Genomic DNA, 24,784 nt, shown 5'->3' with positions numbered 1-24,784 from the left:
TTATCCAAATAAAACCATGCAGAAAGTCTTAGATGACTTGTGTGATTATCGCAGATATTGCTGGAATGCTGGTTTGGCTTTATGGAATGATATGTATGAAGAATCATTGATTTTAGAAGATAAAAAGTTAAAACCAACACAATACAAGGTTCGTGATGAAGTGGTTGCAAATAAAGAGGATTGGCAATACCGACTATCTGCACGTTGTTTACAGTTGGCGATCGAAGATTTATCTAAAGCGTGGAAGAACTTTTTTGATAAGGCACAAGTTGATTGGGGTAAACCACGTTTTAAATCAAAGAAAGCCACTAGACAGGGTTTTAAAACTGACCGTGCCAAGATTATTAAGGGTAAGTTGCGCTTGGATAAACCACATGGAATTAAGAATTGGTATGACATTCGCATGAGTGGCGCTAAGTTGTTAACTGGTGAATTAAAAGTTGTTTCAATTTACCGTGAAAATGGTAAATATCGGGCAAGTTTACCTTTTGAGATCGAAGTGGCAAACAAAGTTAAAACTAACCGTGTAACAGCGGTCGATGTCAATGTTGGGCATATCAACTATACGGAAGGCAAAATTAATACATTGCCAGATAATCTGAAACGATTGTATAAGCGTATCAAATATTATCAACGTATGTTGGCTAGAAAGAGTGTTGTAAATGGGAAACGAGCTACTAAAAGTAATAATTATGTTAAGACGAGAGCCAAGTTGCAACGTGATTATCGCAAAGGATATTATGCAGAAGTTTACAACTCAATTAGTTGAAGAATACGACAAGATCGTAATTGAAGACTTGGCGGTTAAAGAAATGCAGATGACTCATGTTGCTTCCAAAGGGCTACAGCGTTCAATGTTTGGTTATTTCAGACAGATATTGAGCTATAAGTGCGATTGGTATGGTAAAGATTTGCTTATCGCTGATAAATACTATCCAAGCACACAACGCTGTTCTAACTGCGGTTATGTTAAAACTGGTGAAGAAAAAGTTGGGCTTAATGGCAACTTAAAATATGGAACTAAGCACAACGAATATATCTGTTATGAATGCGGAAATATTATGGATAGAGATGAAAACGCAGTATTGAATTTATTAGCACTGATATAAAAAATACAGGGGTGGGCTACACCCTTAAACTGTAAGAGTTAGTCACTGTCATTACCCTCTCGTTAGGATATGGGAATACTAATGTTGACGGCAGTAAATAAAATTAGGAAAGGAAAAACTATATAATTCTTTCTAACAATGTAGAAGAATGTACTTAAACTTCTATATTGTTCTACATTTTATATAGCAGCTGGTCTTGGTTATAGGTATCCAAGTAGTTTAGGGGTTCGTCCCACAGATACAACTCGGCTGGGGTAGCAAGTGAAGCCACTAATTCGACCTTTTTTTGTTGGCCTAAGCTCATATTTTCGAGTAAAACATCAAAGGTGTGGCGCTCAAAGCTAAGTTTTTTCAAAAGTGTCAACAAGAGCGTGTAGTCGAGGTCGCGTTTTTGCGTAAACTCTTTGAGCGTTCCCCGGTTGGCGCTGAAATCTTGGCGCACGACACTGATATTTTGGGTGTTTAGTGACAGCTCACCACTCGCAGTTGCATTTGTGCTTCCCAAAAGAGCTTGGAAGAGACTGGATTTGCCACTGCCGTTATTACCCTTTAGGACCACGATCTCACCGGCTTTGACCTCAAAATTCAAAGGTGAAAATAGCTGTTGGTCGTAGGCAAGCGTGAAGTTCTTGGCTTCCACTAAAATTTGTTTGTGGGTCGGCTGGTAATTTAAGCTGAGTGGTTCACTGACTTCGAGGTTTTTAAGTTGGCTCTCTTTTTGTTTGATCTGCTCTTCGGCACGCGCCTTCAACGAGGTAGCGCGTTTCATCACCTTGGCAGCACGCCGACCGATAAAGCCCTTGTCAGCGTGCGAATTATTTTGCTTTTGTCTTTCTGCTTGCGCTGCCCAATTTTCTTTAGTCAAAGCAGCTTGCTTGAGCCGTTTTAGTTCGTGGCGTGTTTTTTCATTTTGCTGGATATCATGGCTATCCCAGCGTTTCTTTTGCATTTCATATGATGCAAGATCACCATTTTCTAAGCGCAATTGACTTCTTTCGATGACCCAGGTATGGTCGATCGTTTGTTTTAAGAAGGTACGATCATGGCTCGTGACGATAAAGCACTGTTTTTTCTGTTTTAGGTAAGCCACTAATTCCTGACGCCCTGCTAGATCGAGGTGATTTGTCGGTTCATCGAGCAAGAAAAAGTGGTCAGCTTGACAAAAGAGCGCACATAACATCAATTTGGTCTGTTCCCCACCGCTGAGCGTGTTAAATGGTTGCCACAAGAGATCTTCACTGATCCCAAATAATTTGAGCTCACGTTTTAGTTCCCATTCTAAGAAGTTCCCCGTCTCTTGCAGACAGTAGAGCGCCAGTTGTGTTTGATCGCCTAAAGGTTGTGGGAAATACGCTAGGGGCACGGAAACATTGATCGTACCCGTATAAGAAAGTTTATTTTGTAGTAATTTGAATAAGGTAGTCTTACCGTGCCCGTTGCGCCCTAAAAGACCTAAACGCCAAGAAGTATCCAGTTCAAAATTGGCGTTGTCAAAAAGAGCCGCTTGGCCGGGATAAGCAAAAGTAAGATTTTTGATCGAGATATTCGACATAAAGGCATTCCTCCAATTTTTGAGGAACAAAAAAGCCTGCACAAGGGCAGACTGAGTCATCCTGCATCAGCCTAGAACCCTAAATTCTACCCAAGTGAAACTGACTCTGTTTGTTCCCAGAGTTGTTAAACTTGTTTGTTGTGCAGAATTTAGAATTTCAATGGCGACGTCTCCGTTCAATTTGATCTGCGAACTAGAATAGCAGGTTAGTTGTGCACTGTCAACCGAAATTTTGTGATAAAGTTTCAAGTAAAAAGACACGTAATAGTGCAATATAAACTGCACTATTCCTTTTCTATAATGTGCTTATATGGATCTATCTGTATATAAATGTTATAGGGAGTGTTTTTTATGGAAAATAAATTTTGTTCAAACTGTGGTCAACAGTTAGAAGCAGGGGCGAAATTTTGTCCCCAATGTGGTGCTACCCAAAATGTAGCACCAAGTAATCAAGGACAACCGGTGAACCAACAACCACAAACTCCACCGGTCCAACCAAATCCTCAAAGCTACCAACAAGCACCACAACAACCAAACATGCAACAAGGGTATCAACAACAAGTACCACCAACAGGGCAACAACCATACCAACAACAAGTACCACCAACGGGGCAATATCAACAACCAATGCCAAAACTAAGAATGTCAATGAAGCAGTTGAAAAATCAAATTCCAGGTCAAGCAGGACCACAGCCAGAATTGAACTTTATTGACAGCTTAAAGTATACGATGGTTAATATCATTGATTTTAAAACGCCAGAAAGTCGGAAAGCAGTTTATTGGTGGAACACATTGGCTATTACAGGCTTTAATGTGATCGTATGGATCATTATTAGCATGATAGTATCTGTGACAGAATATAGCATCTTCTATACTAGTTATGATATGATGGGCGACTTATTATATATCTTACTTTCACTAATTAATATTCCTCTATTATTAAGTAACCTATCAGCAGCGGTTAGAAGAATTATTTACTTAGGTGAAAATCCATGGTTAGTTTTAGTACCAGGTTATAATGTTTATTTACTAGTAACTGATAAAAAGACATACTATCAACAACCATATCAACAAAATTATGGGCAACAACCACAAATGCCACAACAACCACAAGCACCACAACAACCAATGCAAAATCAGCAACAACCATTGCAACAACATCAAGTGCCGACAAAGAATCAAACAGATAATCAAGACTAGGGGGATATAATATGTCAAATTGTCCTAATTGTGGACATCAAAATCCTGCTGGTACCACCTTTTGTAATAATTGTGGGGCGCAATTGCAAGTTTATGCTTCAACTAAGAAAAAAGGATTATCGATTCCAGCGATCATCGGAATTTGTGTAGCTGTAGTAGTATTGATTTTTGGTGGTTTATATATGTTAGGTAATAACGACCCTGAGTATAAAACAGCTGATAAATTAGAATTAGCTGATATCGAAGGCACTTGGGATCTAGTTGGTGAGAGTAAAAGTGGCAAGATGACTGACCAGATCAAGATCAATGAAGATGAGATAACAACGGATTCTGGTGACAAAGTTGAAGCTCGTTATAGTTCGGTAACTGACGATAATACTCTGATCATTGCTGATAGCAACAATATATTTACAGCAAATTACTTTGAGCTACGACTCGAAAGACGAAAAGTTGACGGTGAAGATAGAGTTGTGCTTGCAGTCTATGTTGATTCTCAAGATTGCTGGGGATATTACGTAAGAAAGTAGAGGTGCGTCTATGATTTGTCCAACTTGTGGGTATCAAAATTCACCTAGAGAGAAGTTTTGTCAGCAATGTGGGCTTATTTTGCCCAAAGCTAGTCGTTCGAAATTACCAGTAGTTATTCTTGTTAGTTTTTTGCTTTTTACAGCAATTGGGACGGGTCTAGCATATCATTTTGGCGTGAGCAACAATGATCCTAAGTATGTAAAATACGATAAGATCGAACTTAAGGATGTTACGGGTACATGGAAATTAGTGGATGCGACGAACAAAGAATATTTTAGTAAAGATATAAAAGTTGTATTTACTCCAAGTGAATTAAAAATTGTAACAAAAGACGATACCAAAACAGTTAAATTGACAACCAGAATTATTTCAAACAGTACTAAGTTGATTGCATTTATGAAGGAAGATGAAGGTACGAATAAAGGAATTGAATTTCGTATGGAAAAACGCAAGATAAATGGAATAGAAAGAACTGTATTGGCTATGCCAGTGGATAATGAATGGGGTTACTTTGTTCGTGAAAGGAAGTGAGTTAGATGCAATGTCCAAACTGTGGAAAAGATAATTTACCTAACGCATAATTTTGCGAAAACTGTGGACAAAGTTTGTTACCATCACAACAAACTTTTATTCAACCGATCCCGCCTAAAAAGAATAATGTTGGTAAATACATTTTAGGCGTGTTTATTGGTTTGTTACTCAGTGTGCTTGCAGTTGGTGCGATAACTTTAGTGCATAACTCACTAGCTCAACGTCCAGCTAAAACAAGTACTAAGTTAAAAACTGAAACGGTCAAGGATCCCCCTAAAGACGAAAACGATGATAGTTCAACCCAAGAAGATGCCAGTTCCGATGATGAAGCAGATTCATCAGATGAGCAAGAAGTTGATCAAGATGCGCCAACACCTGTTGTAGCTAACGGTCAAACGACGACTTGGGTCAGTGATAATGGCCCAGTTTTAACGATCAATGGAACGACAACTGTGACAATTTCAAACGGAAGTAAGGCTCCAGAAGATGGAACTTATGATATTAGCGGGATCGAAAACAATGGTGAAAGTTTCCATCTTATGAGTGGTCCGCCACAAGGACGGATCGATAGAGGGGAAATCAGCATCGTTGACAATGTTTTGACTGTGAACAATTAAGGTCAGATCACGACTTATCACTATCAACCAGAGTCAAAAGAAGATAATACCGAAAGTAGTTCCTATGATGATGACGATAATATCTATGAAGCAGATTAGGAGGGAAGACTATGCAATGTCCAAATTGTGGAAATAATAATGCTCCTGGAGCAAAGTTTTGCCAAAATTGTGGCTATAATTTTTCAACGGGCAAGAAAAAAAGTCCATGGCTATATATCTTATTAGTTATCGGAGCTTTAGTTGTACTGTGCGGTGGTTTCTTTGCATATAAGGCGGTTACTAACCAAACAGCAAGTGCTCCAACCAAGCAAGTGGCAAGTTCCAAAAAAGAAACGAGTTCGTCCAAAGCTAAGAAAAAAGAAAGTTCTAGTGAAAAAGAAAGCTCAACAGCAGTGGAAAGTTCATCTGAACGTGAAAAAGCTTCTAGCACAAGTGTAGAAACAGCATCTTCAAGTAGCCAAGAAGCAAGTTCAGCACCAGCTTCAACTGGGATAGTTGCAGGTCAAACAACAGCTTGGTCGACAAATCCTAATGGAAATGGTGACGAAGAACTTTTGGTCATCCAAGGAACTGATTCAGTTTTGATGAGTCATAATACAGTTGGTCCATCAGGTACTATGATGCACAACGATGGGACTTTTACGATCGAAAATGTTAGTGCAGGCGGGACTAGATTTTTTGTAATGGATCGTGAAATTGTTTTAGGTGAAGTGACGATCTCAGGCAATACTTTGACATTAAACCAACAAGGACAGGTCAGAACATATTATCTCAAGAACCGGTCATAGTATAGTTACATACCTAACGCAAAAATTGCGTTGGGTATTTTTTGTCTTAATTTAGGTAAAAGATAACGTTTACGTGAAAAATCTAGCATGGTAGAATTTACGTGTAAATATTTAGACTGGGGGGATATGATGAAAGAGGCAAAACAAAAGAAAAATATCCAAAAAGTCAACGAGCTACTCGCAGAATTATACGACCTTCTAGATCATCAAGCAGCTAAAGCAGCCGTTCAAAATGCGTATAACAAAATAAATACGTCAGATAAAGTTTCAGTCCAGTACGCCGAGGTGCCCGAAGCGATCGAGGCGCTGAAAAGAGAGTTTTCGAGGCTATCACTTGCTAAAAAGACAAAATTCACCCGTGCCCAAGAAGAGATAGTCTCCCAGTTGACGGTTTTTACTAGAAGATCTTTTCAAAAGGGTTTTGAAGGCTTAGGAATGGTGGGCGTTTGGTTTGGATAAGAAAATACCTGATCGAATTTCAAAAATTTGGTCAGGTATTTTTTCATGTAAAACTACATGTATAAGTACGTTGAAGACCGCTATATCAACTGCAAGACGCATTTTATATAATTTGGGATGTATTAATGCTAGGGAGTTTATCATTATGGATAAAGAAGAAATCGATATTGAGGCATTGCACTCATTTTATAAGGAATTACAGAATTTGATCGGTCTAGAAAGCATGTTGAAGGTCCACGATCACTACAAAGGCTCGCAATTAGTGATCCCAAGCCATCTCTATGACCGTAAGATCGCTGCGACAAAGATCACTGAACAATATAACGGACGCAATTCACGTGAACTAGCGCGCAAGTATGGTTATTCCCAAAAATGGGTCTCGGATAATTTGCGTAAAGCCCGTGAAAAAGGCACACCGGTAGCAGATTGCAAAAAATAGGCAACCTAAAATAAATTTAAAAAATTATATTTATTGTTGACAAATTCATAGAATATGCTAAATATAAGGTTGATAAATTAGGATTTATCGAGATAATTTCCAAGGCGAAAATTTATGAAAATGCCAGTCGAAATGTCAGCTCTGATTGGAGAGCAACGGACACATAAATTGTTTGAAATGGTCAAGAGTACCAAATATGACTTTTCTATGCGGCTGTATTCTAAGTAGTACTGTGAATATTATATTTTAAAGCATGAAGATCACAAGCAACCACGTATTTTAGCCCTAGAATTAGGCTATAGTTTGCGTTTTGTGCAAGATGTGATCAAAGAAAAACGATGCTTGCCAACAAACTATGATGAGGAAATTGTTAAGATGAATCAACGGAATTTATCAGCTATTCTACGAGCTGTTTGGCGAGCGGGTGGTCAATCTGGTCTATGATAATTTGCGAGGAAGCACCATCTATTTTCCTTCCAAATTACATTCTAAAGATTATGCGCGCAAGAAGATCGCGGAAAATATGGATCGCTTGAATGTACGTGAGCTGGCAAAATTGACTGGTTACAGTGAGCGCAGTGTGCGATGGATGATCAGTGAGATAACTGAAGATGATCAATGAGGCTTTAGCATATCTGCTAGAGCTTTTTTTGTGCAGTGAAAAAAGTTATTCTTTTTGCATTAGGTGACACTATACGTCTACTTATCGGCGGATAATATAAAACATAAGGTGATCAATTGAAAGTTTAGTGGTAGCTTTGATCACCGGATCACTAGGCAATACGTTGGATGAAGACTAGAGCATTACACAGAAAGGAGAAGTCTAATGACTAACAATTCACCAAGAAATACCCATGGACCGATCGTCAAAACTGGTCCTACAGCAGGGCAAAATCGTTCGCGCAACAAAGATGGTAGCTGGCGCAAAAAGCGCAGTGATGCTGGAAAATCAAGAAAGTAGGCCCACAGATGTTAGATGAAATTTACCAAAAGATGTACGTAGTGGCAGAAAAAGTTTACAACTATATGTACCAATTTTTAGGTGATCCAGAAGATTGGTTCGATTGATCAAAGTAGCTCGGTTCATGGGATCGGGCTATTTTTGTTTCTTCCTTATAAAAATCTTAATGTTTTTATTGATAGATACAGCTGTAACCACTAAAAGTAAGTAGCAAGTATATTTATTTTGGAGGGATGCAGATGTATTTATTGTTGTTGTCTTTAGGAGTACTGGGTTATTATTTAGCTTCTAAAAAATTAGGATTAGGAAATGGGATGTCGTGTACGACCGGCATCTTTTTCGCTTTTATACCATATTTATTGTTTAACCATTTTGTAGGATTTATGCAAACGATCGTTGTGTTTTTGGCAATTATTTTTATTTTAGGCTATATGAGTCAGAATAGTGCCAAAAAGAACTGGGCAAAGGCAAATTATCCTTTTATCAGTCCGTACAAGTTAGCTGAAGATTTGGAAAAAGCAGCGAACACACCACTTGAAAATGAAGTTGATCCTATGACGTATGAGGCTTTAGCCGATGACTTACCTTATAATCGTGCTCAGGCATTTGCAAGTGGATCAAAACTGAATGCTGAAGATCAAGATGCTATTTTTCCAATTTTCTATAATGCACATCCAGCTGATAATGAGATGGCATTCCGTGAATATGGATACCTAGTTTTAACAACAGGTATTATTTATAAAAAACAAGTTGAAGCTGCTAAAGAAGCAAAAGAGAAATTTCTTGTAAAAGAAGTCGAAGTGCCGTTTGCTAATATTTATGATGTTAGTCGAACAAACACAACCGTTATGATCAATTACTATAACGGTGAAACTAAGCAAATTACAAGTGGTAACGAGAGAGAAGTTATTTTTCTATATAAGATCATTCGTGCAGCCATTGATAATGGTTGGACTAAGAATTGTACGACTATTCTACATAATTTAGCTAAAGTTCAAATGTCTGATGTTGATGGGATCACACAAGAAATCAATACCAAATATGAAATTGCTAAACAACAGCAACAAGAAGTTCAGCGAATTGCTTCAGTTGATGATGTAGACCACGTATTCACAGAAGAACAAGAAAAGAATTTGGCCAAAACTAATCAACAGATATTGGATAGAGCTACTGATACTAGTATAGCTAACCATATATTAGGGAATTCTACCGGTGAAAGTCTGTTCCAAAAACATCAGATCAACGATCGTTTTTCAGGTGCTAGAGGGCATGGTCATGCTGGCGAGTTGATGGGCGATACTATGGACAAGCTTAGTCTAAGAAGACGTCAATGGAAGGTAATAGTCACGAAAAGCATGGAGCTGATAGAGTAGTTAACGGTGTAAATATTCAAACTAAGTACTATTCAAGTGCAAATAAGAGTATTGCAGCAGCTTTTGAAAATGGTGTGGCAAAATATCGGAATCCTGATGGTTCTATGATGAAAATTGAGGTACCACGTGATCAGTATAATAAAGCTGTTAAAGCGATGGCTCGACGCATTAAAAATGGAGAAGTTCCTAATGAAACAAATCCTCAAAATGCAGCGCGTTATGTTAAACGTGGGGCGCTGTCATATGAGCATTCACAAATTGCTACTAAATCTATTTTTGACCGTGGAAGCACAATTGTTGTGGATGGACAAGTTAAATCAGTTTCATTTGGCCAGAAGCTAGTTTATTCAGTTGATAGTGATTTTTTGACGGGTGTTGCTAATACAGTTCCAACTGTGATAGTTAGTCAGGTATGGTATTATGTTAATGCACGATGGCATGGGCAAGATGCAGATGAAGCATTAAAGGGAGCTGTGTTAGGATCCGTAAAGCCTATTTTAGTGGGTGCTTCTATTTATACAGTATCATCTCAATTTGGTGGTTCTAATTTAGCTAAATCTATTTTTAAGGGTGTAAAAGCTGATAAAATTACCCAGAGAACAGCTATTGGCGTTACAGCAGCAATCACTATTGGCCCTGATGTGGTTGATTTTCTAAGAGGTCGTATCTCAATGCAACAGTTGGTCAAAAATACAGCCGTTACAGCTGCCGGTGCTGCAAGTGGTGCAGCTACTGGTGCTATGCTCGGTTCTTTCATCCCCGGAGCGGGGACGGTAATTGGTGGTATGATTGGTGGTGCTGTTGGATCAATTGCGGACAAGTTTACCGAAGATGATAGCGTAAAAATGATCAGAATCGCCAAAGAAGAATTTATCGATCTAGTTATTTTTTGTCCATTGAAACAAGATGAATTCGAAGAAATCGTAAATAAGATTTTTGTGGGTAAGGAAACATCAAAGTTGTATAAAGATATGTTTGCTGCTGGAAACTCACGTAAGTATATTCGTGATCTATATCGTAAGATGATCATCGATAAACTAAAAAACGTGAAATCAATGAAGATGAAATCATAGAAACTGTGCAAACGGCATTTGGTGTATTTCAAACCGCATAATTAGTTAGTAGATAGCGTGTATCTCAGAGAAGATATGCGCTATTTTTGTGCAGTTTATTAAATATAACCCGTATCGTTTACAAACGGAAGTCACAATTGATGGGAGTCCAGTTAAGCAAAATAGTAAATTTAATGTTGGGGAAAAACGTCTCCAAGAATGGATCAACAAATTACCTGAATATGTGAGAGAAGAATTCAATACAAGAGATGTTGAAATTGTATTCTATGGTACAAAATTAGACTATGAAGATTTAAAAGAAATTGCTGACGAAGCAAATATCAAGACAAAGTATCTCCCAGCTAAAGAGGGGATGGAGAATAAGGAAGCTGCAATTCAAGCTGTGTTTGAAAAAATTCAAAAGGGACCTTTTGATGCCTTAAAATCATCAAAAGTAACTAGAGATTTTGAGAAGGCAAAAAATAATGAGTTCGAAGTTAATGTTGTAGCTACAATGAGTTTGGGAAAGTCAACATTGATTAATTCACTTATGCGGCAAAAGCTCATGCCTACTGCTCTACTAAATCATTTAATTTAAAGATGGAAGGCAACGTCTTTCTAAAGTCTGGATTGTTTAGATTTTTAAGCGCATTTTGAACAAGTACTTCAGGCTCATCATATAGGTTTATTTTTCATGTAAAATCTCTCCTTAGTTGGTATAATTTTGTATGAAAGAGAATACAAATTTATTGTAATTAAATGATTCAAAATTGGCAGCTTCCAAAGGGCCTTCTCCGAACGGCTTTGTGAAAAAATTTTATCAGTCCGCTAAAGATCTATATCCTATTCCTTAAGGAGACGGATATAGATTTTTTATTTTTATCACTTTCTGCGCAGTTTTCTGTTTATTATGTAGCGTTAAATATGTTATTATAATAAATTGATTAGAAAGAAAGGAAAAACATTTTAGCTATGTGGGGTAGAAAAAATATTATCTTGCTAGCCTCAGGGATCTTGATTGTGGTCTGTGTGCTGATAACTTTTCTCAGCAATGCAGGTGGAAAGAAGACCACGTTGACTTTCCAAGATGGCAGCACATATACAGGTACGACAAATGAGGGTAAACCCGTCAAAGGGACGCTCAAGTTCAAAAACGGTGATGTTTACACCGGTGGCTTCAAAGACGGACATTTTGAAGGTCGGGGCACTTTCAAGTCACATAACGGCTGGACTTTTACGGGGATCTTCCACAAGGGTGTCGCAAATGGCGCGGGCAAATTGCAGGATAAAGACCACGTCATCCAAGCCGGTAACTATGTCAAAGGAGAGTACAAAGACAAATGAGAATCAAATGGTTTAGTTTGATCCGGATCACGGGTCTGATCTGTGTGCTCTTATATCACTTCTTTCAAATGCGCTATACTGGTGGTTTTATCGGGGTCGATATCTTCTTTACGTTCTCAGGTTATCTGATCACCGCTTTGATCATCGATGAGTTCAGTCGCTCGCAAAAATTTAGGTTGCGTGATTTCTATTATCGGCGCGTGATGCGGATCTTGCCACCCCTGGTCTTGATGATCTGTATCGTTTTACCGTTCACTTTATTGGTTGGTAAAGATTACATCACTGACCTGACACGCCAGATCACATCAGCGGTCGGATTTGTGACCAACATCTTTGAAATCAAGACGGGTGGAACGTACGAATCGCGCTTTATTCCGCATTTGTTCGTCCACACGTGGTCATTAGCGATCGAAGTTCAATTCTACTTGATCTGGGGCTTTTTACTTTACTTATTGACCAAAGTCTCAACGTCGGTCAAACAATTCCGCTTGCGGGTGCTGGCTGGTTCAGCCTTACTCGCAGTAGGAAGTGCGACCGCAATGTATCTAGGAGCCCAAGGCTTGAGTGAATTTTCACCGATCTACTTCTCCAGTGTGACTCACATCTTCCCATTTTTCGTCGGGAGCGTGTTGGGATCAATCGCGGGGATCCAAGATCTGATGCCAGCTTTCAGTGCAAGTGTTGAGAAACATTGGACTAAAAATAAAGCTTTAGCCTTTATGGTGATAAATTTAGCACTATTATTCATCTTGGCTTACTTCCTGCGCTTTGATCGCCGTGAGACTTATATGTTTGGCTTTATTTTAGCGAGTCTCTTTGCCGCGGGTGCGATCTTTGGGGCTAATATCTTACACCGCAAGACGCTAGATGTAAAAGAGCCCCAGATCTTTGTCTACCTCGCAGATATCAGCTATAGTGTTTATCTGTTCCACTGGCCGTTGTTTGTCGTCTTATCCAAGCAGTTCAGTAACGGGATCGCCGCGCTTTTGACAACGATCTTATCGGTCATCTTTGCGAGCTTCTCGTATTACTTCTTAGAGCCGCTTCTCCGCGGTAAACCGGTCTCATTGGTTGGGCGTGAAGTCAATTTCAAACAGATCGTGACGCCTTTAGGTGGTTTTATGACACTAGCGATCGGGTTTGGGGTGTTTCTCTGTTTACAAGCACCGACGATCTCTTCGTTGGAAGAAAACTTGATGTTAGGTGGGATCCAACAAGATGTCGGTAAGCTCGATATGGCGTACGCCAAAGCGACTGCGCCTAAAAATGAGACGCCAGTAGCGGCCGATCAAAATACGGGTATCCCAGCTGGAACGACGATCATCGGCGATAGTGTGACGCTTGGCAGTCGCAGTTATCTGTTGGAACACATGACAGACGTCGATATCGACGCAGAAGGTAACCGCACGATGAATCTAGCTTATGATGTTTTGATGAATCTACAAAATAGTGGGCAATTGCGTAAAAACGTGGTGATCTGTATCGGGACCAACTCGTTAGATGATTATCAAGAACAAACGCAAAAGGTGATCAATGACTTGAAACCAGGGCATCATTTGATCTTCATCACCCCGCATGATGGCCATGCCGATTCTTCGTATAACTCATATAAGTTGGGTGTGTGGGAACGGACTTTACCAAGCAAATACAAGTTCATCACGATCGGCGACTGGGATCAAGTTGCCCGAGCACACCAAGAAGTCTTTGAAGGCACTGATGGGACACACTTTGGTGGACGTGAAGATGCCAGCAAGTTGTATCTTGATTGTATCCAAGATGCACTCAAACGGGCTGAAAAGACACCAGTTAAGAAATAACCATTTAAGTATCAGCAAAAAATTTGCTGGTACTTTTTTATTTGCGTTTTTGCAAGGAAAAATACATGGAATTAGTCATGTATATGTACAATATCAAATGAATTTGTTTTTAAATATAATGGACCTAAAACGATTTTACATATATAGGAGGGTCCTCAAATGAGTGTTGAAGATTTATTAGATGTTAGTCAAGGCGACGATTTAATGAGTGAATTATACGGTCAGACTAAAGAGCAAACCAAGCAAGTCGCCAAAAGTGCAGATGAAGTAGCAAGTGTGGTCGCTAAACCTGTCACGACAAATGCCCCAGCGCCATCAGCGGGTAATGACGTATCGGAATTATTGGGCAATGATACTGCCAATGTACCGGCACAAACAGAGGCACCTAAAGTTGAAAAAACGCTCTACAACAAGCTAGATGCAAATGATCAAAAATTGGCTGAAAAGCAATCTAAACAGCTCAACTATGCAGAACGGAGCACATTGACGAATTACGGTCAAAAAGCCGCTGATAGTATTGATGCCTTTTCCAAGAAATATATGGAAAAAGGTCTTGATGATAGCAATCGTAAATCTGTCAGTGCCGATCTGAATATGTTGGCTAATGTGATCAAGAGCATCAACTTACAAGAAGTTGCTGATCAAGTCGAACGTGAAGAAACACAACAAGAAGATCGGGGAGGTTTCTTTGGCTTATTCAAGAAAAAGCCAAGCAAATTAGTTCCAGAAAAGAAACAAGATATCTTTAAAGCTACTTCTGATCGGATCGATGCTTTGAAAAATAAACTCGGTGTCGATCAACAGATCTTAGTCGAAGATAATAAGCAATTAGATGCCTTCTATACCGAAAATTTGAACTTATTCAGAGTTACTAATATCTTGATCGCAGGTTTGGAAATTTATGAAGAAGAGCTTGTGACTAAGATCATCCCTGAGCTACAAGAAGCTAAAAAAGATCCGACGCAAGATGAAGCTAAGATCCAAGAACAGTTGGAAGTCGCTAATAAATATGTTGCAGCGATCGATCGACGGAAATATGACTTTAGGGTCAACCGCCAAATGATCATTCAACGAGCACCGTCGATTCGTTTGATCGAAGAAAATAACGTCAACTTAGCTGAAAAGATCCAAACCACGATCATGACGACTTTGCCAGCTTGGCGCACGAACTTTGTGGTCATCATGAGTACATTACGCCAAAAACAAGTTACGGAAACGGAAAAAGGTATCAGTGACCTGACAAATGATCTGTTAGTCCAAGGGGCAGATGCCTTGCATCAAACAAGTGTGGAAACGGCGCGGGAAAATGAAAGAGCGATCGTTGATATCGAATCACTAGAATATGCACAAAACAAATTGATCCAAACTTTGGATGAAACGATGCAGATCCAAGAAGAAGGCCGCCGGATCCGTGAAATTTCGACGCAAAAGCTCAACGAAATGGAAGAAAAAATGAAGCAAAAGGTCAAAGAATATGCAGAAAAAGGACGTTAATGAAAAAAGTAGTATATTAGATAATTGCAATTTTACTAGTTTTATTTTTACCTTGGTACATTGGCATTCCTGGTGCAGTGATCGCGTATATTATTTACAGATCAAGAAAAAATACAACACATAAGGTTCCTCAACCAAGTGTTCAAGAACTGGAACGTCAACGAGTAATGCAAAGAAATCGGGCGATCATCAACGGTTATCTAGCTGACCGAGCTAAATTTGCCAAAAACGTAAAACGGCGCTTTGATTATAATAATGATGATATCGAAAAATGGCGCACTAGTGTGGATCAGTATTTTGCCCAAGCAAATGCAGTGATGGTTGCGATAACGAACAATCCTACTTTGCGCTATATCGATCCTAAGTACAAATTGCAAAGTTATTTTGATGATATTGCGGTGAAGATCTTGAATGATCCACCTAGGATATTCACTTTTGAAGGTATGGTAGTAAACATTTTGCCTGAGATGAACAAAACGCTCAGTTACTATAATCGGATCTATGACAACAATTTGATCGCTAATGATCCTGAAGTGCAAAAGACTTTGTCGAGCACTAAAGCTCAGATCGAAGGCTTTGCGCAAAAGATCCAAGCAGAGTACAAGCGCGTCTTGATGGGACAAGTTGCCGATATGCAAAGCCAAACAGCACTTGGTGGAGCAATGGTAAGTGATGTGGTCCAAAATACCACAACTATGCCAAAAAAAGAGATGCCCCAAGTCGACAGCAAAAATGATATTGAAGACATGTTGAAGTAGTATGAACACAGGTGATCGTGAGGGATTAAGATGGGATTCTTTGATGGTATTAAGAAGTTTGCTAATGAAATAGTCGATGATGAGATTTGTCAGCTTGGTGAAAATGCTCAAAAGCGAGAATTAAAGAATAGGATCGCTAAGCAACTAAAACAAAGAAAGATCTCGAATGCATCTACTAAAAAAATCGAGCACAAAAAGGTCGATAATTTACGTGAAGTATTCAATGTTGACTATCGAGATCTACTATTCTTTGTAGATACAACAATGATGCGCAATAATGGGACTTTGGGGATCGGTGCAACTGATGAGTGGGTATTTTGGAAGTTCAATGATGAACAACGCTTAGCCATGCCCTTAAATGATCTATTATTATGTTATACTAGTGACGATAAACTTATAATTGTTAAGCTTGAAAATGAACAACTTACATTCAATTCATTACCAATAGGCGATAAAGCTGAAATGTTTGATGCAGTTATCGCTGCACTCAACAAGGAACAAAAGACAGTAGTTACCTATCAAAATATGCTAGAACCGTTAGTAGAACGTGATTTAACTAGCTATGATGCACTCCGGCTCGACTTGCTGGAAGTTTTGAGTCCTGCACAACATGTTCGCTTAGAAAAGTTGCTCATTGAAAAAGCGATCGCCGAAAATGACCCAACATTTTGGAGTTATGCAGTGCACCAATTGTTTTCCAATGATAGCGAAGAGTTTGAAACTTTCCGTGGGAAAATCTTGGAACATACAGTCTCTTTATTACAGGGGAACCTAACTAAAGAAAACATCAATGAATACTTGGATATCATAAATAAATTTGATGTTGATGGAAAATATACAACAGTAAAATTGGAATGTATGTTGAAGCTAAATAGGGTCGCTGAAGCTAAAATGTTAGCTTATAGTGAATTACCTGAATCATAACGGGAAGAATTTCTTGCAAAACAGGAGCAAAAAGAAAATGAATTACGCTTGAAGATCGAAAAAGCTATTAATAAGGGCGAGGATATTTTCGTAAATAATCCTGAGTATGTTTATGTTTATCTCACTGGGGGCTTGTTGCCAGCGGAGTATGCGGTAATTGTCGGGAGAAGAGTTGAGTATGTTGATGCAATAATTTCTAAGATGGAACGTGAAACACCAATAATCAACAGATATCAATTCACGTTGAATGAATTAGCTGCTAGAAATTACTGGTTTAATTATTTTGCTGATATCAATCATGAAGCACTTCCTACTGAAGGTAATTGGGCTAAAGTCAACAAATTCGTTTTAAATTACGGTGGTAAAGAACTTCAAAAAAGGATCGATCATGGGGTCGCAACTATTGATGAAGTTGAAAGTTATGTAAAACAACATGAAAAAGTACAACGTAACGAAGAACAATTAGCAGAAGATCAGCGAAAATGGCGTGAGCAAATGGATAAAGCTTTGAAGGAAAATTATACAACATTTTACATGAAAATGTTGGATCCGGTAAAGGCTGAATACATCCACAAAAAATTGATGATAATGTATCTAAGCGACGAATTAGAAGGTAACAATATCGAAGACTTAGATCGTTATGTGGCGGAAGTAACTGCTAAAAGTGATGATCTACTAAACGAGCTAGTCAAAGATGAGTATGCTAAAGCTCCATTGGTTCGCGGTGAGTTTGAACGTGCAGAAGATTTTGACAAGCGAGTAACTGACAGGATCGAAGAACTCAAAAATGAGATCCAAGGTCGGTTATCTTTAGAAGAAAATCATTTAGATAACAAAATTTCAAAATTGGATGCTGCCAATGAATTAGCTGTTCGTAAGATGCAACAATTGATGTCAGATGAGCACATTGCTAAATTAAATGTACTACTATTTATGGACCAATTGAAAAATGTTAAGATCAAGCAATATGATCCAGATAAATTTAGATTTAAATATATCTATGGTAATGAACAAGAAGATTTCGTGGATGTTCCAATAGAAGTTGCTCCAAAATTCAGAGATAATTTTAGACCCAAAAATTGTTCAGATGTAGTTGTTATCGTTGATGAAGATAATGATGGTAAGCCATTAGTTGTTACAAAGTATCATTTTATGGGTGAAGAATATTACCTTAAGGTCTGCTATATGTGGTAATGAAAAGACTTGAGATCAGTTAGAGATCTCAAGTCTTTTTTTGCGTAATATCATCATTATTTGTTGAAAAACGAATTTGGTGATCGAGTCATCAACTCTAGAAAAATCGGTGAAAATTTGGACGGATGGAGCGGGATCTCATCGCTTAACCAGATCGAGATGACCGTGATCAAGTGGTCGGTCAAAAGTTTGACGGTCATAGTTTGTGAAAAGGGAGTATTTAGAGGCGGATGTGTTGTCAGATATTCCGAGGTGACACTGGCCTCTCATATAAGTAGTGCCGCCATTTTAGATCAATGTTAGTGCTGTAAAGGACTCTAAGCCACTCGCGCTGGTGGTAGATCAGTGGCAAAATATGTACAGCGATCCCGTGATAGAGTTCAGTTGGAGGCAAGCAGAGGACTTTTTGTTGGAATACTTGCAGTATCTGTTCGTCGATAGTTGCATGGATGTAGTCAAAGATCTCATCAACACTATTAAAATGCTTTTGATAAATGGCTTGGCGTGAGATGCCAGCTTCGTTTGCGATCTCAGTTAAAGTCAAGTGTGATCGCTGCTTGTTTTGCAGAGCCAAACGCATAACAGCATTGATGATCATTTCCCGTGTTTCTCTCATTTTGTGATTCCTTTCCATAAAAAATTGTCACTGTGTTAAGCAATAGGCAGGGAAAATCGCTATTTTACTCAGGGATATGTTGTCAGCGTGTCAATTTTTAGGGATATATTTCTTAGGTAGAGCTAGGGTATAGTGTGGAAAATGATGGGAATATTGTAACATGTTCAATGATTATAGAGGAGAGAAACGTATGAAAAATAAAAAATTATTATCGGCTCTTGTGAGTTTGATATTATTCATAGTATATGTAGCTATTATTTATACTAACCGTGAAAATCAATGGGTCATGGCCTTAGCTGCTTTAGTGCTATTGCCGATCATTGCAGTCGTATATAGGGATCTATTTTTACCCAAGGATAAATGAACGGACCTTAACCTTCTTATAAGTTTTAGGCAAAATAAATGCCTCCTGCTAGTTTTCGACTATACTATATAGTAGAAAGAAAAAAGTGGGAGGTATTTTTATGGATAAAAATGAAGTAGTCGAAACACCTAAACAAAAGGCACAAAAAGCGGTCCATACAGCAGCAATCGGAGCAGCCACAGTGGCGGCAACACCGATCCCATTTGCCGACGCGATAGCTTTGATGCCGATCCAAACCGCAATGATCGTGCAGATCTATCGGGCGTACGGTAAAAATGTTTCTAAGGGTATGGTACAAGGTGTGCTCAAATCCACTTTTGCGACAACGATGGGGCGGAGCTTAGCAGGTAGCTTATTCAAATTAGTCCCAGGTGCTGGAAGTATTCTAGGAGGCGCGATCAGTGCAGGTGTAGCCGTTTCAGTGACCGAAGCGATCGGCCAAGTTTTGATCAAAGAATTTGAAGATGGTAATGCGATCGATCTTGAGAGCTTGAGTTCGATCATTTTAACAGCGATCGCGATCGCAACGAAGAAAAAATAGTACCAGTTCGAAGATTTTTGTGCTAAACTGGCAAAAACACAAAAAGGATGTATAAGAGATGAAACGCTACCAGACATTATTATTTGACGTTGATGACACTTTACTTGATTTTCATGCGGCTCAAGACCAAGCGCTCGACCAGCTATTCACTTCAGTCGATATCGAGCCGACTGCTACGGTAAAACAGGCCTATGCCACATATAACCAAGGACTGTGGGAACAGCTCGAACGTGGCGAGATCACACGGGATGAGTTGATGGCGATCCGTTTTCCGACCTTTTTTAAGGAGCATTTTGGTAAAACATTAGCTAATAATAGCTTAAATGAACGTTACTTGCAGTTTTTAGCTAATGGTCATCAACCCCTGCCTGGAGCACGTGAATTGTTGGAAGATCTAGCAGCACGTGACTATGAGCTGTATATTGTGACTAACGGTGTTAAATTCATCCAAGAAAAGCGGCTAAAAGAATCTAAGTTTGATCAATATTTCAAACAGATCTTCATCTCAGAGACGTTAGGTGCCCAAAAGCCGTCGCAACTCTTTTTCAAACGTGCTTTTGATCAGATCGCGGGTTTCGATAAAGAAAAAGCCCTGATCATCGGTGATTCGCTCAGTTCAGATATGTTAGGTGGCCAAAATGCCGGGATCGATACACTATGGTTGAATCGTAAGCAACAGGTAGCTGATCCTAAGATCAAGATCGATCTGGAAGCTAGTTCGCTGGCTCAGATCAGTGATATTTTAAGCTAAATAAATGAAGTTGTAGTTAGCCAGTATTAGTACTACTCTGTATTTGGGGAGTGAGAGTATGTCAGATACATTAGTAGTACTATCAAAGTTGATCGATGCTATTTCAGAAGAGTATTTATATTTTTCTCAAAAATTTATACAAAAAGTAAATATGAGCAAATATAATTTACGGAAACTAAATATAGGCAATATTATGCGAGATGATTATTTCTTACATGAACTTATCCCAGGATATTTAAAATTTTCAGCTATTTTGATGGAAAAGATAGAATATGACTTTCTAGATTATTTATTGGATTTTGATTTTAGTTATCGTGTGAAATCCCAAAAGACGACCTATGATAAAATCAGACAGTACTCTTACAGGGAAAAATCTCTTGGCGGAATTTCTGTAAATAAATCATTAAATGATTTGGTGGGTTTTCGGATCATTTTGGCAGATATTGAAAAAAATCTAGACGGAATTAGAGATTTATTAACTTTAAAGTGTGATGATAAGAAGTTATTTCGATTTATTGATCGTGATGTTGGTGGATATCATGCAATTCATTGTTATTTCAAGATCAATAACTATAGTTTTCCGTGGGAATTACAGATTTGGGATTCTGCAAACAAAGCTGATAATTTTTTTGCGCATGAAGAACATGAACGAAAGAGGATGGTGGAAAGTAATGCTTCATATGATCGCTTTAGCTAAGCAAAATGGAATCGCATTAGCTTATCATTTTGCTGCAACAGACAAAGAAGAATTTTTAAAAAAAAGAAGTGAATTACGAAATATTTCGCCAGACTTTTTGGCGGGGATCAGTATTCATGTGATAAACAGCGAAGGAACAACTTTTGCAGATATTCAGAGTATGGATCCATATTTTTCTGATGCAATACAACTAGATAGCGTATCTGAATTAGTTGAAAAGGTCAGACGGTTGAGTCAATTGAATGCCACTGATATTGCAGCTTATTTAGTACAACGCTACCATTTAAATTCTTTCTTATTACAAAAGACGCTATATTATATTTATGCTGATTACTTAGAAAAATATCGTGAACCTCCCTTTATCGCTGACTTTGAAGCATTTGAACATGGACCGGTCGAAAGAGAAGTCTATCGTAAAAATAAATATACTGATGAATTAGAAAAGTCAGGTTTATTTGAGGGAAAATTAGCGGTCTACCCAAAAACTGCAGAATTACTTTTGACGATCAAAACAACAGTTGAACAGTGTAAGCAACAATATATTGCAGCTTGGGATGATCCGGGGAAAAATTTGACCCATCGAAAAGGGACTCCTTGGAGTCGTGCGCGTGCCAGGCAAGAAAATTTGAAAATTTTAGATGAAGATATTTGCGCTTATCATCATTTAGAACGTTTGCCGACACTGACGAAATAGTTTTCAGAAAACGCGCAAAAAGTATTGACAGTACCGGTTTTTATTGCTACACTATATAGATGCAAAAACTGTGAATTTAGATGCTTGATACGATCTATTGTCCGGATCAGGTAAACGAAGAAGCAAAAATAGTGAGGTTTATTTTATTAAACATGATCTGTTTTTGCTTTTTTTTGCCAAAATTCACTGAAAATTTTTGTAAAAAGTTATTTGTAACATAATTGTAATATTAATTTTCAGTTGTAGCAGCAATTTACAGTAAATATTTTGAGAGGTGAACAACTTGGCAGGACATTTAGTAAAATACGGCAAACACCGTGAACGCAGAAGTTATTCTCGAATCAAAGAAGTTCTAGATCTGCCTAACTTGATCGAGATCCAAACAGACTCTTACAAATGGTTCTTAGACGAAGGTTTGCGTGAGATGTTTGAAGACATCATGCCTATCGAAGACTTCGCAGGGAACTTATCACTTGAATTTGTAGATTATCAATTGTTAGAACCAAAGTACACGGTTGACGAAGCACGTGAACACGATGCTAACTACTCAGCACCATTACACGTTACTTTGCGTTTGATCAACAAGGAAACAGGAGAGATCAAGTCACAAGACGTCTTCTTTGGCGATTTCCCATTGATGACAAAGCAAGGAACATTCATCATCAACGGTGCTGAACGTGTTATTGTCTCACAATTAGTTCGTTCACCCGGCGTATACTTTAACTCTGAATTAGATAAAAATGGCCGTGAAAACTACGGTACAACGGTGATCCCTAACCGTGGTGCTTGGTTGGAATACGAAACAGATGCTAAAAATGTTGCGTATGTACGTATCGACCGCACACGTAAGATTCCATTGACAGAATTGATCCGTGCTTTGGGTTACGAATCAGATTCACAAATTCTTGAAATGCTCGGTGAAACTGATGCATTGATGAATACTTTGGAAAAAGATATCCACAAGAACATGGAAGATTCTCGGGTTGAAGAATCCTTGAAAGATATCTACGAACGCCTACGTCCAGGTGAACCAAAGACAGCTGATTCTGCACGTAGTCTTTTGACAGCTCGTTTCTTTGATCCAAAACGTTACGACTTAGCAGCTGTTGGCCGTTACAAGATCAACAAAAAGCTTGATTTGAAGACACGTTTATTGAACACACGTGTAGCTGAAACTTTAGCTGATCCAGAAACAGGCGAGATCATCGTCAACAAGGGTGACCTTTTAGATAAGGTAGCTATGGAAAAACTAGCTCCTTACCTCAAGCGTGATGACTTCAAGATGGTAACATTCCATCCATCTGAAGAAGGTGTGGTCCAAGAACCAATGACCTTACAGATCATCAAGGTCTACTCTGAAACAGATCCAGAACGCGTGATCAACATGATCGGTAACGGTAATGTACCTTTGGAATACAAGCACATCACACCAGCTGATATCTTGGCTTCCATGAACTACTTCTTCAACTTGCAAGAAGGTTTAGGTAGCGTTGATGATATCGACCACTTGGGTAACCGTCGTATCCGTTCTGTGGGTGAATTATTACAAAACCAATTCCGTATCGGTTTGACACGGATGGAACGTGTGGTTCGTGAAAGAATGTCTATCCAAGACATCGCAACGGTAACACCACAACAATTGATCAACATCCGTCCAGTTGTTGCTTCGATCAAGGAATTCTTTGGTAGTTCCCAGTTGTCCCAGTTCATGGATCAAACAAACCCACTTGGCGAACTTACACATAAGCGTCGTCTTTCAGCCTTAGGGCCTGGTGGTTTGACACGTGACCGTGCTGGCTATGAAGTTCGTGACGTTCACTATACTCACTATGGTCGTATGTGTCCGATCGAAACGCCTGAAGGTCCTAACATCGGTTTGATCAACAGTTTGTCCACTTATGCTCGTGTTAACAAATATGGTTTCGTGGAAACACCATACCGTCGTGTTTCTTGGGATACACATAAAGTTACTGACAAGATCGACTACTTGACAGCTGATGAAGAAGATAACTATGTCGTAGCTCAAGCTAACTCACCATTAAACGATGACGGTTCATTCGTTGATGATGTTGTTATGGCTCGTCATAAAAATGAAAACATCGAAATTTCCGTTGATAAAGTCGACTACATGGACGTGTCACCAAAACAAGTTGTTGCGGTCGCTACAGCATGTATTCCTTTCTTGGAAAACGATGACTCCAACCGTGCTTTGATGGGTGCTAACATGCAGCGTCAGGCGGTTCCTTTGATCAAGCCACATGCTCCATTAGTTGGTACTGGTATTGAATACAAAGCCGCTCATGACTCCGGTGATGCTTTGATCGCTGACCATGACGGTACAGTTGAATACGTTGATGCGCGTGAGATCCGCGTGCGTCGCGAAGATGGCTCTTTAGACACTTACAAGTTGATGAAATTCCGTCGTTCTAACGGTGGTAAGAACTACAACCAAACACCGATCGTACGTGTTGGTGACCACGTTGATGCTGATGATGTGTTAGCTGATGGCCCATCAATGGAAGAAGGGGAATTAGCTTTAGGGCAAAACCCACTTATCGCCTTCATGACTTGGGACGGTTACAACTTCGAAGATGCTATCGCTATCAACGAACGTTTAGTTAAAGAAGATGTTTATACTTCGATCCACATCGAAGAACATGAATCCGAAGCTCGTGATACAAAACTCGGGCCTGAAGAAATGACACGTGAAATTCCTAACGTTGGTGAAGATGCGTTGAAGAACTTAGATGAGTTCGGTATCGTACGCATCGGTGCTGAAGTTAAGGATGGCGATATCTTAGTTGGTAAAGTTACGCCTAAGGGTATGACTGAATTATCAGCTGAAGAACGCCTATTGCATGCAATCTTTGGTGAAAAAGCACGTGAAGTTCGGGATACCTCCTTACGTGTGCCTCACGGTGGTGGCGGTATCGTCCAAGACGTGAAGATCTTCACGCGTGAAGCTGGTGATGAATTAGCAC

The 24,784-nt window shown here is 39.0% G+C and carries 26 protein-coding genes and 1 pseudogene; 25 read left to right on the top strand and 2 right to left on the bottom strand.

What is annotated here, in order from left to right; genetic code table 11:
* The first annotated feature begins 16 nt into the window (after positions 1-16).
* Positions 17-1,109: pseudogene (locus ABT996_RS06605) on the top strand (RNA-guided endonuclease InsQ/TnpB family protein).
* 172 nt (positions 1,110-1,281) lie between these two features.
* On the opposite strand, the gene abc-f reads toward ABT996_RS06605, so the two are convergent.
* The gene (gene abc-f / locus ABT996_RS06600) at positions 1,282-2,661 is read right to left on the bottom strand and encodes a ribosomal protection-like ABC-F family protein (protein WP_081797072.1); all 1,380 of its coding nucleotides are present in this window, start codon (positions 2,659-2,661) and stop codon (positions 1,282-1,284) included.
* A 351-nt stretch (positions 2,662-3,012) separates the two neighbouring features.
* On the opposite strand from abc-f, the gene ABT996_RS06595 reads away from it, so the two are divergent.
* The 18 genes from ABT996_RS06595 (at position 3,013) to ABT996_RS06510 (ending at position 18,140) form a co-directional block, all read left to right on the top strand.
* Complete coding sequence (locus ABT996_RS06595; RefSeq protein WP_035447666.1) at positions 3,013-3,861, top strand: zinc ribbon domain-containing protein; 849 nt, start codon at positions 3,013-3,015, stop codon at positions 3,859-3,861.
* An 11-nt stretch (positions 3,862-3,872) separates the two neighbouring features.
* Complete coding sequence (locus ABT996_RS06590; protein ID WP_035447668.1) at positions 3,873-4,388, top strand: zinc-ribbon domain-containing protein; 516 nt, start codon at positions 3,873-3,875, stop codon at positions 4,386-4,388.
* A gap of 10 nt (positions 4,389-4,398) precedes the next feature.
* The gene (locus ABT996_RS06585; RefSeq protein WP_035447669.1) at positions 4,399-4,920 is read left to right on the top strand and encodes a zinc ribbon domain-containing protein; all 522 of its coding nucleotides are present in this window, start codon (positions 4,399-4,401) and stop codon (positions 4,918-4,920) included.
* A gap of 74 nt (positions 4,921-4,994) precedes the next feature.
* Positions 4,995-5,537, top strand: a complete 543-nt coding sequence (locus ABT996_RS06580; protein WP_035447670.1) for a hypothetical protein — start codon at positions 4,995-4,997, stop codon at positions 5,535-5,537.
* 110 nt (positions 5,538-5,647) lie between these two features.
* Positions 5,648-6,325 carry a zinc ribbon domain-containing protein gene (locus ABT996_RS06575; protein ID WP_035447672.1) on the top strand — a complete coding sequence of 226 codons (678 nt, stop codon included), beginning with the start codon at positions 5,648-5,650 and terminating at the stop codon, positions 6,323-6,325.
* Between the two features lie 129 nt (positions 6,326-6,454).
* The gene (locus ABT996_RS06570) at positions 6,455-6,784 is read left to right on the top strand and encodes a hypothetical protein (protein WP_035447674.1); all 330 of its coding nucleotides are present in this window, start codon (positions 6,455-6,457) and stop codon (positions 6,782-6,784) included.
* A 145-nt stretch (positions 6,785-6,929) separates the two neighbouring features.
* Positions 6,930-7,223 carry a Mor transcription activator family protein gene (locus ABT996_RS06565; RefSeq protein WP_035447676.1) on the top strand — a complete coding sequence of 98 codons (294 nt, stop codon included), beginning with the start codon at positions 6,930-6,932 and terminating at the stop codon, positions 7,221-7,223.
* Positions 7,224-7,647: 424 nt separating this feature from the next.
* On the top strand, positions 7,648-7,845 hold the full coding sequence (locus ABT996_RS06560) for a hypothetical protein (protein ID WP_052006342.1): 198 nt from the start codon (positions 7,648-7,650) through the stop codon (positions 7,843-7,845).
* Between the two features lie 204 nt (positions 7,846-8,049).
* Entirely contained in the window at positions 8,050-8,184 is a 135-nt protein-coding gene (locus ABT996_RS06555) for a hypothetical protein (RefSeq protein ID WP_263851997.1), read from the top strand.
* A 239-nt stretch (positions 8,185-8,423) separates the two neighbouring features.
* Positions 8,424-9,557, top strand: a complete 1,134-nt coding sequence (locus ABT996_RS06550) for a hypothetical protein (RefSeq protein WP_035447681.1) — start codon at positions 8,424-8,426, stop codon at positions 9,555-9,557.
* Complete coding sequence (locus tag ABT996_RS06545; RefSeq protein WP_035447683.1) at positions 9,515-10,630, top strand: YeeR family protein; 1,116 nt, start codon at positions 9,515-9,517, stop codon at positions 10,628-10,630. The genes ABT996_RS06550 and ABT996_RS06545 overlap by 43 nt, the downstream gene beginning before the upstream one ends.
* Before the next feature lie 88 nt (positions 10,631-10,718).
* Positions 10,719-11,207, top strand: coding sequence for a hypothetical protein (locus ABT996_RS06540; protein ID WP_035447685.1), 489 nt, complete (start codon positions 10,719-10,721; stop codon positions 11,205-11,207).
* 374 nt (positions 11,208-11,581) lie between these two features.
* Positions 11,582-11,953, top strand: a complete 372-nt coding sequence (locus tag ABT996_RS06535; protein ID WP_035447687.1) for an MORN repeat-containing protein — start codon at positions 11,582-11,584, stop codon at positions 11,951-11,953.
* Positions 11,950-13,770, top strand: a complete 1,821-nt coding sequence (locus tag ABT996_RS06530; RefSeq protein ID WP_035447689.1) for an acyltransferase family protein — start codon at positions 11,950-11,952, stop codon at positions 13,768-13,770. The genes ABT996_RS06535 and ABT996_RS06530 overlap by 4 nt, the downstream gene beginning before the upstream one ends.
* A 159-nt stretch (positions 13,771-13,929) precedes the next feature.
* Positions 13,930-15,264, top strand: a complete 1,335-nt coding sequence (locus ABT996_RS06525) for a toxic anion resistance protein (RefSeq protein WP_035447691.1) — start codon at positions 13,930-13,932, stop codon at positions 15,262-15,264.
* 167 nt (positions 15,265-15,431) lie between these two features.
* Positions 15,432-16,022 (top strand): 5-bromo-4-chloroindolyl phosphate hydrolysis family protein, encoded by a 591-nt coding sequence (locus ABT996_RS06520; protein WP_035447693.1) that lies wholly within the window; start codon positions 15,432-15,434, stop codon positions 16,020-16,022.
* A gap of 30 nt (positions 16,023-16,052) precedes the next feature.
* Positions 16,053-16,946: a hypothetical protein gene (locus ABT996_RS06515; protein ID WP_035447694.1), complete on the top strand. Its 894-nt coding sequence runs from the start codon at positions 16,053-16,055 to the stop codon at positions 16,944-16,946.
* Positions 16,947-16,994: 48 nt separating this feature from the next.
* Positions 16,995-18,140 (top strand): hypothetical protein, encoded by a 1,146-nt coding sequence (locus ABT996_RS06510; protein ID WP_035447696.1) that lies wholly within the window; start codon positions 16,995-16,997, stop codon positions 18,138-18,140.
* A 238-nt stretch (positions 18,141-18,378) separates the two neighbouring features.
* Here the strand turns inward: ABT996_RS06510 and ABT996_RS06505 are convergent, their stop codons facing one another.
* Positions 18,379-18,756, bottom strand: a complete 378-nt coding sequence (locus tag ABT996_RS06505) for a TetR/AcrR family transcriptional regulator (protein ID WP_052006343.1) — start codon at positions 18,754-18,756, stop codon at positions 18,379-18,381.
* Between the two features lie 190 nt (positions 18,757-18,946).
* Here ABT996_RS06505 and ABT996_RS06500 point away from each other — a divergent pair, with 190 nt between their 5' ends.
* The 6 genes from ABT996_RS06500 to rpoB form a co-directional block, all read left to right on the top strand.
* Complete coding sequence (locus ABT996_RS06500) at positions 18,947-19,120, top strand: hypothetical protein (protein WP_010688191.1); 174 nt, start codon at positions 18,947-18,949, stop codon at positions 19,118-19,120.
* 100 nt (positions 19,121-19,220) lie between these two features.
* The gene (locus tag ABT996_RS06495; RefSeq protein ID WP_010688190.1) at positions 19,221-19,661 is read left to right on the top strand and encodes a YcjF family protein; all 441 of its coding nucleotides are present in this window, start codon (positions 19,221-19,223) and stop codon (positions 19,659-19,661) included.
* 58 nt (positions 19,662-19,719) lie between these two features.
* The gene (locus ABT996_RS06490; RefSeq protein ID WP_035447698.1) at positions 19,720-20,412 is read left to right on the top strand and encodes a YjjG family noncanonical pyrimidine nucleotidase; all 693 of its coding nucleotides are present in this window, start codon (positions 19,720-19,722) and stop codon (positions 20,410-20,412) included.
* A 58-nt stretch (positions 20,413-20,470) separates the two neighbouring features.
* Complete coding sequence (locus ABT996_RS06485; protein ID WP_052006344.1) at positions 20,471-21,109, top strand: RelA/SpoT-related domain-containing protein; 639 nt, start codon at positions 20,471-20,473, stop codon at positions 21,107-21,109.
* Positions 21,084-21,803, top strand: coding sequence for a Panacea domain-containing protein (locus ABT996_RS06480; RefSeq protein WP_035447700.1), 720 nt, complete (start codon positions 21,084-21,086; stop codon positions 21,801-21,803). Before ABT996_RS06485 ends, ABT996_RS06480 begins: the two co-directional genes overlap by 26 nt.
* Positions 21,804-22,077: 274 nt before the next feature.
* On the top strand, positions 22,078-24,784 hold a 2,707-nt coding region (gene rpoB, locus ABT996_RS06475; protein ID WP_349924651.1), incomplete at its 3' end, for a DNA-directed RNA polymerase subunit beta.

The sequence above is a fragment of the Ligilactobacillus sp. RTP31139st1_D10_RTP31139_211217 genome, assembly GCF_040226755.1.
Classification (GTDB): domain Bacteria; phylum Bacillota; class Bacilli; order Lactobacillales; family Lactobacillaceae; genus Ligilactobacillus; species Ligilactobacillus animalis.
Note: the sequence above shows the minus strand (reverse complement) of the source record. Positions and strands in the feature narration are given on the sequence as shown.

Bases quoted from the DNA above. Each gene is read 5' to 3' on its own strand.
- abc-f (WP_081797072.1), bottom strand. From the start codon at position 2,661: ATGTCGAATATCTCGATCAAAAATCTTACTTTTGCTTATCCCGGCCAA.
- ABT996_RS06595 (WP_035447666.1), top strand. From the start codon at position 3,013: ATGGAAAATAAATTTTGTTCAAACTGTGGTCAACAGTTAGAAGCAGGG.
- ABT996_RS06590 (WP_035447668.1), top strand. From the start codon at position 3,873: ATGTCAAATTGTCCTAATTGTGGACATCAAAATCCTGCTGGTACCACC.
- ABT996_RS06585 (WP_035447669.1), top strand. From the start codon at position 4,399: ATGATTTGTCCAACTTGTGGGTATCAAAATTCACCTAGAGAGAAGTTT.
- ABT996_RS06575 (WP_035447672.1), top strand. From the start codon at position 5,648: ATGCAATGTCCAAATTGTGGAAATAATAATGCTCCTGGAGCAAAGTTT.
- ABT996_RS06570 (WP_035447674.1), top strand. From the start codon at position 6,455: ATGAAAGAGGCAAAACAAAAGAAAAATATCCAAAAAGTCAACGAGCTA.
- ABT996_RS06565 (WP_035447676.1), top strand. From the start codon at position 6,930: ATGGATAAAGAAGAAATCGATATTGAGGCATTGCACTCATTTTATAAG.
- ABT996_RS06555 (WP_263851997.1), top strand. From the start codon at position 8,050: ATGACTAACAATTCACCAAGAAATACCCATGGACCGATCGTCAAAACT.
- ABT996_RS06550 (WP_035447681.1), top strand. From the start codon at position 8,424: ATGTATTTATTGTTGTTGTCTTTAGGAGTACTGGGTTATTATTTAGCT.
- ABT996_RS06545 (WP_035447683.1), top strand. From the start codon at position 9,515: ATGGAAGGTAATAGTCACGAAAAGCATGGAGCTGATAGAGTAGTTAAC.
- ABT996_RS06535 (WP_035447687.1), top strand. From the start codon at position 11,582: ATGTGGGGTAGAAAAAATATTATCTTGCTAGCCTCAGGGATCTTGATT.
- ABT996_RS06530 (WP_035447689.1), top strand. From the start codon at position 11,950: ATGAGAATCAAATGGTTTAGTTTGATCCGGATCACGGGTCTGATCTGT.
- ABT996_RS06525 (WP_035447691.1), top strand. From the start codon at position 13,930: ATGAGTGTTGAAGATTTATTAGATGTTAGTCAAGGCGACGATTTAATG.
- ABT996_RS06520 (WP_035447693.1), top strand. From the start codon at position 15,432: ATGCAAAGAAATCGGGCGATCATCAACGGTTATCTAGCTGACCGAGCT.
- ABT996_RS06515 (WP_035447694.1), top strand. From the start codon at position 16,053: ATGGGATTCTTTGATGGTATTAAGAAGTTTGCTAATGAAATAGTCGAT.
- ABT996_RS06505 (WP_052006343.1), bottom strand. From the start codon at position 18,756: ATGAGAGAAACACGGGAAATGATCATCAATGCTGTTATGCGTTTGGCT.
- ABT996_RS06500 (WP_010688191.1), top strand. From the start codon at position 18,947: ATGAAAAATAAAAAATTATTATCGGCTCTTGTGAGTTTGATATTATTC.
- ABT996_RS06495 (WP_010688190.1), top strand. From the start codon at position 19,221: ATGGATAAAAATGAAGTAGTCGAAACACCTAAACAAAAGGCACAAAAA.
- ABT996_RS06490 (WP_035447698.1), top strand. From the start codon at position 19,720: ATGAAACGCTACCAGACATTATTATTTGACGTTGATGACACTTTACTT.
- ABT996_RS06485 (WP_052006344.1), top strand. From the start codon at position 20,471: ATGTCAGATACATTAGTAGTACTATCAAAGTTGATCGATGCTATTTCA.
- ABT996_RS06480 (WP_035447700.1), top strand. From the start codon at position 21,084: ATGCTTCATATGATCGCTTTAGCTAAGCAAAATGGAATCGCATTAGCT.